Origin of the sequence: Proteus sp. G3927 (assembly GCF_963894685.1) — a bacterium.
In the GTDB taxonomy this organism is placed as follows: Bacteria; Pseudomonadota; Gammaproteobacteria; order Enterobacterales; family Enterobacteriaceae; genus Proteus; species Proteus mirabilis.
This window is the reverse complement of the sequence record NZ_CAWQGX010000030.1, coordinates 166,336-179,472: the sequence shown is the minus strand read 5'-3', so window position 1 is coordinate 179,472 and position 13,137 is coordinate 166,336. Positions and strand designations below refer to the sequence as shown.

Below are 13,137 nucleotides of genomic sequence, written 5' to 3'. Positions count from 1 at the left end.
CCTGAAATTTATCTCTTTGTTAACCATAAAAAAACCCCCGCAATATTAACGGGGAACTCAAAGTCAGTAAGAGAACAGGGAGTGATGATGAAATAAACAAATCAATCAGGGTAGTCTATCCACTCTCCTTCATTCAATTTGATATAAGATTTCCCTTGATAATCAACCACAATGGTATTTTGATTTTCTGATACCGTCGCGGTTTGTGGTAATTCACGGGTTAAAGCATTCCAATCAATGGTGGGTTGATTAAAGATATCGCCATTCACATTACGGAGAATAAAATCGGATAACGCTAAATAACTGCTTGGTTTATCGATCATCATAGGCGTATGAGGTAAACGTTGATTTTTAAGTCCAGTAAAACGAATACCGACAGGAACCGTAGTAATACTTCGGCTTGGAATATCTCGCAAACCAGACATCTGAGTTATATCACCTTGTAATGCGGCTCCATGTTCAGGAACAATTACCACCATCACTTTTCTGCCACGTTTATCAAGGGTATTAATAAAAGCATTTAAGTTATCAAGTAGCGCTGAGGCTCTTTTACCATAATCAGCCGTTGTATTTTCGCCAACGAACCTATTACCATCATGAAGTGACACTAAATTGACAAAGGTCACCGTCCGTTTTTCATCTGATTTTTCTCGTGCTTTTAACCAACGCTCTAAGGTCTCTTTATCGTTATAGATTTTAGAGCCATCAAAAGCGGTAATTTGATGAGAGAGTCCGCGTTGATCTTGCAACGGCACATTAAGATTACCTAACTCTCTAATTTCTTGAAGATAATGACCAAACTCGCCATTATGATCGAGCACCAATTTCTTCTCAAAACCTAAAGCAGCCAGATTATCCATCAATAAGCATTGCATATCGGCAGGATCATACAAATCAGCGTGTTGTGTTTGGCCACAACTGGCTCTTAATAAACGTAATGAAGCGGGGCCACTATAAGAAGCAACACTATTAAAGCGATTAAATAACACATCAAAGTTACCCCAAATAGGATGTTGCTGTAATCCGACGGCTGCCGCATCAGCGGTAGAGAGTGAACAAATATTAATAATTAAAATATCAAAGGGTTGTGCATAAGAAGAGAGCTGGGCGGGAGCGGGTGTGCTGCGTTTATTTTCGTAACGATAAAACTGAGCAAGCCATTCATCTAACACTTTGTTATTAGCCGGCTGTTTTTGTGGTGGGTAAGGTGAACTCAGTACGCTATTATTTGGCGCTCTAGTCTGCGCTGTCGATAATATTTCTGTATTTTGCGGTTGTGGCTGATCGATAGATGTGTTGGTTTGCTGAGTAAAGCTATTGGCAGAAACAGCAGAAGCCATAGCACCTGAAAAATGGGTAAAACCACTAATATTAAGCCACACTACACCCGCGATAATAAACACCGACACTCTTACCCACTGTTCAATAAAGAGATACCCTACCAGTAAAATAAATGCCACCCCGATCATCTTTAAGTTAATAAAATTAACAGCTAATTCAATGAGGTAAGAGAATGAAAAATTTTTTAACTGCCCTCCTTGTTCTAATACCGTTGAAAAACTAGGTAGCCAAGTGTCGTGGTAGAAAAGCATAACCCCTATAGGGATCGCTATCCAATTACGTAATTTATGCCAAAATGTTTTCGGTAGTGGAAATAATAAAAATGCTAGAAAGAGTAAATTGCTAAATGCATCAAATTTTAAATAACCATACCAAAGCAAAACAAACTTTAGCAAAAAATAAAAATTCCAGGCACCCAACCCATGCCAGTAATGTAAAAAACTTAACCGGGTTGTTTTAGTCTTGTTCATTTTAATTACCTACTTATTCGTATCTATATAATATCCGACATTGATATGAATATTCATATTTGCCTTTTTATACTTCTTATTTTTATAAATAACTATAAAGTTAATTCTTAATAGAATATTCCCCCATCAATTAGTAAAACTACTTATATGTAAAAGAAAGAGTACATAAAAATAAATTACTGACAAATAAATATAAGCAATCAACTTAAAAACAATTAAGTTGATTAATAAACAAAACGCCACTTTATATTTATATAATAGACATAAATTTTATATTTGTGTTGTTATTTTAAAAAATAAATAGCAACACAGAGTTATCTTATTTTCCCATATCCGAAACTAAACAAAATAATCACAAATAGATCAATTAAATTAACATGAGCATTACAAAACAAACACCACAAGAACATAAAGCTAAAAAATAAAATGAAAACAAGAATAAATAGATGATTTAACTAATTTAATGGTATTTTACTTGATAAAAATCAAATCTTTTTTGATCATCTAAAAAAGACTACCTTAGAATTTGTTATAAATAGGTAATTTACAATTATCTTATATTTCATTTTTTTGACTAACAATGGTTTAGTTATTATTTAAATGAATTTATTGAGAATATTATCATTGTCAAAGAGGGTTATTATTCATTCCCAATGGAGTTTAAATTCGTATATTTAATTTATGTATTTATACGTAATTGAAATAACTATTTTTAAGGCATATCCTTAAATAAAGAATATTAATATTTTATTTAACACTTACCCCTTCTCTAGCTAAGAAAAATAAAATTACAGATTAAGAATTTATTTTCATATGAGGGTTAAAAAATGGAAAATAAAAAATTTATTCACTCGGAGATAAAAAGAGAAAAAGAGAGTACAAACCAAGATATAAATAAATTAAAGAAATTATTTTCAATAAACAACTATCACTATAGAGATATTAATAACGAAGAAAATCAACATAGCCTTATTTATCGTTGGCCATTACTCAACACATTTAATTCAATAACTAAATGAGAAAAACTATGCCACTAATTGTATTAAAAGGGCTCAGAGGTGGAGTAGGAACCACCTCAATAACCGTTGCACTGGCTCGCCAATTTCATCACCATAAATACAATGTCATTGTTATCGATAACTGTGTGAATAATATCTTACATTTCTATTTTCCAGAAAAATCACAAGTCACCACATTAGGACAAGCACTACTCGCGCATACCCCAATAGAACAAGCGATTTGTGATTATCAAAACGGTTATCAGATTTTACCTTTTGGAGTCGTTAATTCAGAAGATAAATTGCATTTGCAAGCATCTGCCACTGCCAACCAACATCTGCAGCATTTTTTTACCGCTTTTACTCAACAATACCCAGACACTTTAATTTTTCTCGATTTACAACCAGAGCACAATACCCTTTTTAAATCATGGGTTGCGAAAGCCAATATCGTATTAACCGTTACCACACCTGAAAGTAACTGTCATATTCGGCTTAACCAACATACCTTTGCTGCCAATGAGTATATTCTGGTGAATCAATTTTGTGCCACTAGCCAAATCCATCAAGATTTTTATCAATTTTGGCAAACCAGTCAGTTTCCTTTCTGCCCAATAAAACTTCATCGCGATGAAGCATTATTAGAAGCCTGTGCTTCACGCTTACCTTTATATGATTACCGCGCTAATTGCATGTTAGTTGAAGAAATTAATCAACTTCTACAATGGTGTTTGCCTTTATTGTTAAGCAAAAAAGGATAGCCACAATGTCAACCATCGATTATCCAGAGAAAAAAGCGTCCCGCTCGATAAGGCAACAGGCTACTATGCAGTCGCATATCTTAACCCGTTATTACAAATTTTATCGTCATAATGGGGCTTCATTCAGTGCGGCTATCGTGAATGAGCTTTTCTGGGTATTAATGTGGCTCTTTTTGCGTATGGAATCCCCTTTTTGGCAGAAAATAGCACAAAAACAACAACAACTATTTCCTCATATTAATCCGCGTCGCCCTAAATTATGCGATCCGATCCGATACTTATTACAAAGTATTTGGCTTATTTGCCATTACTTGATGCTCACCTTGGTGAAAAAACCGATTCAATTTATTGTCTATATTAGACAGTATTATCAAAATCTCTTTGCTCGCTTATCTCCTGTTGCGCGAGATATGATCCATCATAAGAAAACAAACACGCCACTATGGCAATACGCTCTATTATCGCTCGTTGCTGTTTTTGCCATTTTTATTATCTTATTAAGTATTACTCAACCTTTTGATTTAAAACTACAATTCGTTTTTGTTCTCGTGATTTGGCTGATAGCCTTAGCTATCCGTGATATCCCTGGCCGACTGTCTTCTATTACCATTATTATTTTATCGCTGACTATTGCTTGCCGATATATTTGGTGGCGCTATCAATACACACTCTACTGGGTGGATAATCTGAGCCTTTTCTTTGGGATCTTACTATTACTGGCTGAAACCTATGCATGGATTGTGTTATTTCTTAGTTTTATGCAATGTATTTGGCCACTCCATCGACAACCTATTTCAATGCCTCAAGATACAACACAATGGCCTACTGTCGATATTTTTATTCCCACATATAACGAAGCACTACAAGTTGTAAAACCAACACTTTATGCCTGTTTAAACATTGATTGGCCTAAAGATAAATTAACTATCTATTTATTAGATGATGGCTCTCGCCCTGAGTTTGCGGCTTTTGCTAAAGAAATTGGTATTCGGTATATCACTCGTGAAAAACATGATTTTGCCAAAGCCGGTAATATCAACCATGCATTGAGCAAAGCCTGCGGAGAATATGTGGCTATTTTTGACTGTGACCATATTCCGACACGCTCATTCTTACAATTTACTATGGGCTGGTTTCTAAAAGACGAAAAAATGGCATTGGTACAAACACCACACCACTTTTTCTCCCCTGATCCCTTTGAACGTAATTTAGGCAATTTCCGCGAAACACCGAATGAAGGCACGCTTTTTTATGGATTAGTGCAAGATGGTAATGATACTTGGAATGCAGCTTTTTTCTGCGGCTCCTGTGCTGTATTACGTCGTTGTGCTTTAGATGAAATTGGCGGGCTGGCAGTTGAAACTGTGACCGAAGACGCACATACCTCATTACGCTTACATCGTCATGGTTGGACTTCTGCTTATATTCGTATCCCTCTTGCCGCAGGATTAGCAACAGGATCACTTTCAGCACATATTGGCCAGCGCATACGTTGGGCAAAAGGAATGATACAAATATTTCGTTTAGATAATCCACTCTTTGGCAAAGGGCTGACACTGCCACAGCGCTTTTGTTACCTCAATGCCATGTTGCACTTTTTATCAGGCATACCAAGGATGATCTTCTTATTAGCACCACTAACGTTCCTTATCTTTCATGCCTATATTATTTACGCACCCGCCATCGCTATCGCTTTGTATGTCGTGCCTTATTTATTACACATTTGGTTAGCCGCGACCAAATTACAAGGTCCTTATCGCCACTCATTTTGGGGAGAAATTTATGAAACGATTTTAGCTTGGTACACCACTCGCCCCGTATTAAGCACCCTATTCTCACCTTATAAAGGTAAATTTAATGTCACAGAGAAAGGGGCAATTATGAAGAAAAGTTTTGTCGATTGGCAAATTAATCGCCCCTATATTCTGTTTCTTAATCTTAATTTGTTAGGAATTCTATTTGCTTTCTGGCGTATCGCAACAGGCGATCCCGATGAAAGGTTAGCCGTACTCATGTGCTTAGTTTGGGTATGCTATAACTTAGTATTACTAGGTGTTGCCATTGCTGTTTCTGTAGAAGCAAAGCAAGAGCGCCAGTTTCCACGGGTACGTCTAAGAGTACCCGCAATGCTATTACTCCAAGACGGTTCGCTTTATTCTTGTCAGCTCAATGACTTCTCTGATAATGGCTGTGCCATTGTATTACCAGATAATTTTACAGTTCCCTTATCTTGTCACCAAGAGATCACCGTTATTCTCAAACAAAATCAGCGTGAATATGCTTTTGAAGCACGTATTTTACGGATTGATAATCGCATTATTGGCTTACAACTGCTTAATATGGATACACAAAAATCCATTGATTTTACCGCCTGTACTTTTGAACGAGCCGACACTTGGGCTAATTGGCAACACGCTCTCCCTGCCGATAATCCACTGAATAGTTTAAGAAATATCATTTATATCAGTATGCGGGGCTATAACACCTTACTTAAACGCGCCCCGTATCTTGTTTACCTCTTATTTCGTTTATTAGGGCAGTGTTTATTGTGGCTATTATCGCTACTTCCACGACGTGTCAATGTTTCACAAATATTTCATTAATCTTAACGGTAAAACTCAGCTTTTTGGGAATTTATTAATGAACAATAAGATCTATGGGTAATAATAATGAAAAAATATTTTCTACTATTCGCCTTACTTATGCTTTCCGGTTTAGCTTATAGTGATGACGAAAAAGAAGTGCCAGCGGTTATAACGGAACAACCTTTCATAACGGTTGAAGAAGAGAAAGTCACTTTAACATCACCGGATCAGATAACCCCATCTCGCCAAGAAACACGACTATTTGCAACAACAGCACCTACTTATGGTGCTCTAAAATTACAAGGCGCTAGCCCTGATGGTTATCTAGAATTTGGTGTTCGTAGTGATGAATATGTTTCACAGGCAATATTAGATCTAGAGTTTACCCCCTCGCCTTCATTACTGCCTATAGAATCACATCTTAATATCTATTTAAATGATGAAATCATGGGCGTGATCCCCCTGAAAAAAGAAGATCTCGGCCATAAAAACCACATTACATTACCGCTCGATCCACGGTTTATTCAAGATTTTAATCATTTAAAATTTACTTTTATCGGCCATTACCGAGAAATTTGTGAAAACCAAGCCAATACCACCTTATGGCTTGATATCAGCAAAAATAGCCAACTGCATCTCACCTATCAATCATTGAAATTGAGTAACGAATTAGCCAATTTCCCCGAGCCTTTCTTTGATAGTCGCGATTTTGGTACTTTTACCTTACCTATGGTGTTTAGCCAATCCCCTACTCTTACCCAACAAAAAGCGGCGGGAATACTCGCTTCTTGGTTTGGTACACAAGTCGATTGGCGCCAGCAACACTACCCTGTGTATTACAATCAGTTGCCCAATCAACACAGCATTGTATTTGCCACTAATAAACAGCGCCCCGACTTTCTTAATACACATGCCAATGTCAATGCTCCCACCATTGAATTAGTCTCACACCCAACGGATCCTTATGTAAAACTGCTGTTAGTAATGGGTCGCGATGACAATGACTTAATTACCGCCGTCAATGGTATTGCCCGGGGACAAGTTATTTTTAGAGGGGATACCGTCACCATTAATGATGTCAATCTATTGGCACCACGTGAGCCTTATGATGCACCTAAGTGGGTACAATTAAATAAACCAATCTACTTTAATACCTTGCAAGATTATCAAGGTCAGTTGCAATCTCGTGGACTAGAGCCTGCTCCCATCACACTCAATATGACCTTACCTCCTGATTTATTTATGTTTAATAATACAGGACTACAGATGCAATTGCGTTATCGTTATACCGCTCCGGCATTTCAAGATGATTCTCGTATGTCGATTTCAGTCAACGATCACTTTATCAAAGCCTACCCTTTAGAGAGAGATAAAAAAGAGAACTTTATTGTGGCTTATCTACCGTTAATTCAAGGTTGGATCGAAAACAAAAATCTTCTCAATATCCCCGCGGTAAAATTAGGTGAACGTAATCAGATCCGTTTCTCTTTTGACTATACAAATCCGATCCCCGGAGGCTCCGTTGATCAATGTATTACTTATCACCCAGTCCCTAACACGGTAGCATTAGATGAATTATCAAGCTTTAATTTTACTGGTAACTATCGCCACTATATTGCTCTACCTGATTTGCGTGTTTATAGTCATGCTGGGTTCCCATTTAGCCGTTATGCCGATTTGTCAGAAACTCTTATTTATGTCAACCAATCCCCTTCACCTGAGCAATTAACAACGTTATTGATATCATTAGGTAATATTGGTGCACAAACTGGCTATCCCGCGTTAAATGTCTCTTTAACTGCATCATTAGAGGAATTATCAAAACAAGAAGCTGATTTATTATTAATCGGGACAATTCCTCCAGCACTCAATAATGATAAACAGATGAATGTCTTGATTGATAAAGCACGTAGCGAAATTACACTGCCATCACGTGAAATCACCATTTTTAGTCATACCAATTATCAAGATCTAGATAAGCGTCCAGATAGCAGAACATCTTTAACATCAACCGGATCACTAGGCACTATTATTGGTTTTCAATCTCCGTTCTTTTCACAGCGTAGTGTAGTGGCGCTATTAGCCGATAGTCCCCAAGGTTATCGATTATTAAATGAAGCGATAAGTGATAGTGGTAAACGTGATGCAATGCATGGCTCTGTAGTATTAGTCAGAGAGTCTGGTGTCCATAGTTTACGTGTTGGTGATACCTATTTCGTCGGCTATTTACCTTGGTGGGAAGAGGTTTGGTATGTTTTTGCTTCACACCCTATTTGGCTGGGGTTAGCTGCCATTGTCGGTATTGTGCTTATTTCTCTTCTTATTTGGCGAGCAATGAAAATAAGAAGCCAACGTCGTCTTGCGGATAAGGAGTAAGTTATGATGTGGCGCATTTGTTATCAATATCGCCAATATCTTCTTGCTCTTAGTTTGCTGGCAGGCATATTGCCTGTCACGCAAGCCGCAGATGATCCGACTGAAACTTTTTTATATGAGCAAGTTAGACTAGGCAACTCGAAAAGTAACGATGTTTTAGTTTCTCAATCACTGTATCGTTTATCACTTATAAAACCGAACGATCCTAGTGTGTTGTTAATGCGTATCCAATTTGCTGTAAAACAAAAAGAAACAGCAAAAGCACAACAACTGGTTGAGCAATTACGTATGCATGGCGAAAATACTGAACAATATCAACGTGCGATTAAGCTACTATCATTAACCCATGAAGATAACCGCCAAATCCTACAAAAAGCCTACCTTTATCAGACTGCGGGGCGTTATGATGAAGCCTTGCAATTATATGATGATATTTACCAAGGCACGCCCCCCGATGAAGGGTTAGCCCTTGAGTATCTCAATGTATTAATTGCTTCAAGCCATGCCAACAAAATGGCACGTATTAAGCAGATTTATCACACTTATCCCAATAACCAACAGATAGCTAATATCTATCAGCAATATCATCTTACCCCAGCATTATCTACCGCATCGGCGGGCTCTGTCTCCTATAACACACTATCTATTCGCGCATTAAAACAGCAATTACGCCAGCAGCCTGATAATGCAGATATAATAGGAACATTAGGCGTGCGCTATTCGCGCGCAAATCAACGGGCACCCGCGATTTATTATCTTTCTCAAGCACTCACATTGTCCCCCAAACACGATGATAGTGATTTGTGGCGTACGCTGTTGCAATCAAATCAATATTGGCATTTACTTGCCAAGGCTGATGAAGCGTTATTAAATCAAGAGTACTCTGCCGCTAAGCACTATTTTACCCAAGTACGTCAACTCAGCCCCTATAAAAGTGAAGCTTATATTGGTTTAGGGGATATCGAGTTGGCGCAACATCAATTAGAACAAGCTGAACGTTATTATCAACAAGCGCTACAATATCAGCCTAATGATGCGGCGACTTTGCATAGTCTGACCAAGCTCTATCGTCAACAATCTCATCAAAAAGCCGCCCAATTTATGGCTAACTTGACATCACAGCAATACAAAAATTTAGCCCAAGACTATGGGTATATCATTTCAGGTATACAACAAGACTTAGCTGCTGATGATGAACAGCAACAACACTATCTCAGTGCGATTGAGAAACGTAAGGCTATCGCTAAAACGTATCCCGATGAAGTCTGGAATATTTATCGTCTGGCGGATGATTTACTTATCACTCAACAACCCCAACTTGCTGAGGATTACTTTAATCAACTTAATCAACGACGACCTAATGATCCCTCTCGACGATATGCCTATGCGTTATATCTCAATAAAACAGGGCGAGAACAACAAGCACTTAACACCTTAAAGACGATCCCTTTATCGCAGCGCAGTGAAAGTATGAACGCCTTAGATAGCCAATTACGTTTTGGTCAAATTATGGCGCATGCACAATCACTAAGAGAACATAACCAACAACAGCAAGCTGTCGAATATCTTTTCACCCATATTCCTCCTGAGCAAAAAATAGAAAGCTATCTGTTGTTAGCGCAATGGGCCGAAGAAGATGACCAACTCAATCAAGCATTAAATTATTATCATACAGTATTAAATTTAGCGCCTAATAATGAAACAGCACTATTAGGTGCAACAGAGATATCTTTAGCGCAACATCAAATAGATCAAGCTCGTTATTACTTAGCTCAGATAGAACAATTATCTCCTGAAAAATTTAACCACTATTCACTAAGACGTTTAGCAAACGCTGAAAAAACGGCAGGAAATATTGATAAAGCCAAACACTATTTTATCTATTTAGCTCGCCAAGTTGACAAGGAGCCAGATAGTGCTGATGGATTAATTTTACGTGATATTGGTCGTTTTTATCGTGATAGCCAACAAGTTCAATCCGCTCATCACTATTATCAACAAGCGATGCTAAAAGAGGGTATCACGCATACACTGCCAAAAAACAATATTGAATACACCACACTTATGCGCAACAACCCAAATGATAATTGGCTATCACGTAGTGTACGTGATGATGCGAGTACCCTTTATCGTCAACAAGAGTGGCGTTTTACCCTAGAGCATGATTATTGGGGAGCAAATGGCAGTGAGGGATACTCTAAATTACGCGCTCATACCACCATGTTACAACTGGATCATCCTATTTATCATGGCCGTTTCTTTTGGCGTACTGATTTTGTGCACTTAAATAGTGGCACATTAGGTACAGCGCCATACGATGCTAAATTTGGTAGTTGTTATCGCACAGGTTGTTTCCCTCTAAAGCAAAAAGCCTTTGGTGTTAGTCCTGCTATCGGTTGGGAAAATGAGCAATGGCAATGGGATTTAGGTACCACGCCACTCGGTTTTAATGTGACTGATTGGGTAGGTAAAATTGCTTATAACGATAGTTTTTATCATCTCGGTTGGAGTGTAGATCTTCACCGTCGCCCGGTAAATAGCTCACTACTTGCCTTTGCAGGCCAACGTGATAGTTGGACCAATCAAGTTTGGGGGGGCGTTAGAAAAACGGGGCTTCGTTTAAGTGGCAGTTATGATCTGGGAGGCAAGGATGGGTATTGGGGAGAAATATCGCTTGATAGATTAACAGGAAAAAATGTTAAAAATAACAGCAGTGTGAAAGCCATGGGCGGTTATTACTATAAGTTAATCAATGAAAATGATCGTCGCATTTCTGTTGGCTTAAATAGCATGCTTTGGCATTACAATAAAGATCTTAGTGGCTACACCTTGGGGCAAGGGGGTTATTATAGCCCACAACAATATCTCTCATTCTCACTGCCCGTTAATTACCGTCAACGTACTGAAAATTGGTCATGGGAAGTATCTGGCTCTCTCTCTTGGTCTTATTCAAAAACCGATGATAGCAGACGTTATCCATTACAAAATCTCGTTTCAAGCGATAAATTTAATTCTGATCCCATAAAAGAAATATTTAAGCATGAGAGAAATATCATTGATAAGGGGGATTCGGGTCATGGTTTTGGTTATACAGCAAGAGCATTAATTGAACATCGAATAACACCACATTGGTTTATAGGTGCCGCTATCGATATTCAGCAAGCGAAAAACTATACGCCAAGCCATGCACTAATGTATTTACGCTATTCATTTGATGGATGGAATGGTGATTTAGATCTTCCGCCTAACCCGCTTATTCCTTACGCAGATTTTAAATAATCCCGTAACAAGATTAAACAACAAACAGACAGCTAATGCGGTCCGTTTGTTGTTTTTTATCGCGTGTGATTAAAATAGTGATGATTATTGTGGTTTGCGAATTAACCCAATAAATAGCCACCCAACAATCATAGCTGACACAAATAATACACCTTGGGTAAAACCACCCCCCGCTAATACCAAACCGGGTCCAGGGCAAATACCCGCAAGCCCCCATCCTAAACCAAATAAGATACTGCCGAAGACGAGAGGTTTATCAATCACTGTTTTAGTTGGAATGGCCAGAGGACAGGCTAATAAACTTTGTTGACGATGACGTGCAATTTGGTAACTAATAGCACTGACGATAAGACCCGCCCCCATAATAAATAACAATGACGGATCCCAATCTCCACGAATATCTAAAAATGCCAAGATCTTTTGTGGGTTGCTCATACCACCGATGATCAATCCAGCACTAAATAATAGGCCACTAACAAAAGCTATAAATTTGGTCATTATCTTAGCCTCCGATGACATGGCGTTGAATATACACAGTCACAAATGCCGTCACCATAAAGACAAGAACTGCAACAATAGAACGACGCGATAATCGTGCTAATCCGCAAATTCCATGCCCACTGGTACAGCCATTCCCCAGACGTGTACCTGCTCCCACCAGTACACCGGCAATGATCAACTGCCAAGGTGAAACGTCGATAATAGGTGTTAACGGTTTATCAAATAGATAAAATAGTGTCGGTGTAATCAACATACCGAGTAAAAATGCCCATCGCCACCCATTACCTTGTTGGTTAGTGGTTAATACTCCTCCTAAAATCCCACTAATACCTGCAATACGACCATTAAACAGTAATAAAATAGCCGCTGCTAAACCTATTAATAGCCCACCCAATGCCGAGCTCCAAGGCGTAAAGTGAACCCAATCTATATTCATAAGTTAACCTGCTATAGGACAATATAGCTGATAAAGTGTATTTAATAGCACCAATACTTTTTCATCAGCAATAGAATAAAAAATACGTTTTCCATCACGACGAGTATTCACAAGCCCTTCATTTCTTAACACAGTAAGTTGTTGAGAAAGCGTAGGCTGGCGGATCCCTAAACTTTCTTCCAATTCACTGACACTTTTTTCGCCCTGACTTAATTGGCACAATAAGAGTAGTCGATCACCATTGCCTAGCGTTTTCAGCATACTAGAGGCTTCATTAGCCGCTAATTTCATGGCTTCCAATAAATCAGGTTGAACTCGTTGTGTCATGGTAAACTCCATAATCAATATACTTTTTAATAATATGTTAATTTATATATTGTGCAAGTTTTC

9 protein-coding genes are annotated in these 13,137 nt (G+C 38.2%); 5 read left to right on the top strand and 4 right to left on the bottom strand.

Translation table 11 applies throughout. The features are described from left to right. Positions 1 to 101: 101 nt before the first annotated feature. Positions 102 to 1,811 carry a cellulose biosynthesis protein BcsG gene (gene bcsG, locus AACV00_RS13965; protein ID WP_126656517.1) on the bottom strand — a complete coding sequence of 570 codons (1,710 nt, stop codon included), beginning with the start codon at positions 1,809 to 1,811 and terminating at the stop codon, positions 102 to 104. Between the two features lie 827 nt (positions 1,812 to 2,638). On the opposite strand from bcsG, the gene bcsR reads away from it, so the two are divergent. The 5 genes from bcsR (at position 2,639) to bcsC (ending at position 11,810) form a co-directional block, all read left to right on the top strand. Beyond that, positions 2,639 to 2,830: a BcsR/BcsP family cellulose biosynthesis protein gene (bcsR, locus tag AACV00_RS13960; RefSeq protein ID WP_049199718.1), complete on the top strand. Its 192-nt coding sequence runs from the start codon at positions 2,639 to 2,641 to the stop codon at positions 2,828 to 2,830. 8 nt (positions 2,831 to 2,838) lie between these two features. Further along, positions 2,839 to 3,570, top strand: a complete 732-nt coding sequence (locus tag AACV00_RS13955; protein WP_161680382.1) for a cellulose synthase operon protein YhjQ/BcsQ — start codon at positions 2,839 to 2,841, stop codon at positions 3,568 to 3,570. Between the two features lie 5 nt (positions 3,571 to 3,575). Further along, entirely contained in the window at positions 3,576 to 6,173 is a 2,598-nt protein-coding gene (gene bcsA / locus AACV00_RS13950) for a UDP-forming cellulose synthase catalytic subunit (RefSeq protein ID WP_049220940.1), read from the top strand. A gap of 66 nt (positions 6,174 to 6,239) precedes the next feature. Beyond that, entirely contained in the window at positions 6,240 to 8,531 is a 2,292-nt protein-coding gene (gene bcsB, locus AACV00_RS13945) for a cellulose biosynthesis cyclic di-GMP-binding regulatory protein BcsB (protein ID WP_161680381.1), read from the top strand. 3 nt (positions 8,532 to 8,534) lie between these two features. Beyond that, positions 8,535 to 11,810: a cellulose synthase complex outer membrane protein BcsC gene (gene bcsC, locus AACV00_RS13940; RefSeq protein WP_161680379.1), complete on the top strand. Its 3,276-nt coding sequence runs from the start codon at positions 8,535 to 8,537 to the stop codon at positions 11,808 to 11,810. Positions 11,811 to 11,894: 84 nt separating this feature from the next. On the opposite strand, the gene AACV00_RS13935 is transcribed toward bcsC, so the two are convergent. From AACV00_RS13935 to AACV00_RS13925, 3 genes are read right to left on the bottom strand one after another with little or no spacing between them, the layout of a single operon-like run. Further along, the gene (locus tag AACV00_RS13935) at positions 11,895 to 12,308 is read right to left on the bottom strand and encodes a DUF6691 family protein (protein WP_049210282.1); all 414 of its coding nucleotides are present in this window, start codon (positions 12,306 to 12,308) and stop codon (positions 11,895 to 11,897) included. A gap of 4 nt (positions 12,309 to 12,312) precedes the next feature. Next, positions 12,313 to 12,747, bottom strand: coding sequence for a YeeE/YedE family protein (locus AACV00_RS13930; protein ID WP_004244158.1), 435 nt, complete (start codon positions 12,745 to 12,747; stop codon positions 12,313 to 12,315). Positions 12,748 to 12,750: 3 nt separating this feature from the next. Beyond that, positions 12,751 to 13,074, bottom strand: a complete 324-nt coding sequence (locus tag AACV00_RS13925) for an ArsR/SmtB family transcription factor (protein WP_004248583.1) — start codon at positions 13,072 to 13,074, stop codon at positions 12,751 to 12,753. Positions 13,075 to 13,137 lie beyond the last annotated feature (63 nt).

Excerpts from the sequence above, each read along its gene's own strand:
- bcsG (WP_126656517.1), bottom strand. The coding sequence starts at position 1,811 with ATGAACAAGACTAAAACAACCCGGTTAAGTTTTTTACATTACTGGCAT.
- bcsR (WP_049199718.1), top strand. The coding sequence starts at position 2,639 with ATGGAAAATAAAAAATTTATTCACTCGGAGATAAAAAGAGAAAAAGAG.
- AACV00_RS13955 (WP_161680382.1), top strand. The coding sequence starts at position 2,839 with ATGCCACTAATTGTATTAAAAGGGCTCAGAGGTGGAGTAGGAACCACC.
- bcsA (WP_049220940.1), top strand. The coding sequence starts at position 3,576 with ATGTCAACCATCGATTATCCAGAGAAAAAAGCGTCCCGCTCGATAAGG.
- bcsB (WP_161680381.1), top strand. The coding sequence starts at position 6,240 with ATGAAAAAATATTTTCTACTATTCGCCTTACTTATGCTTTCCGGTTTA.
- bcsC (WP_161680379.1), top strand. The coding sequence starts at position 8,535 with ATGATGTGGCGCATTTGTTATCAATATCGCCAATATCTTCTTGCTCTT.
- AACV00_RS13935 (WP_049210282.1), bottom strand. The coding sequence starts at position 12,308 with ATGACCAAATTTATAGCTTTTGTTAGTGGCCTATTATTTAGTGCTGGA.
- AACV00_RS13930 (WP_004244158.1), bottom strand. The coding sequence starts at position 12,747 with ATGAATATAGATTGGGTTCACTTTACGCCTTGGAGCTCGGCATTGGGT.
- AACV00_RS13925 (WP_004248583.1), bottom strand. The coding sequence starts at position 13,074 with ATGACACAACGAGTTCAACCTGATTTATTGGAAGCCATGAAATTAGCG.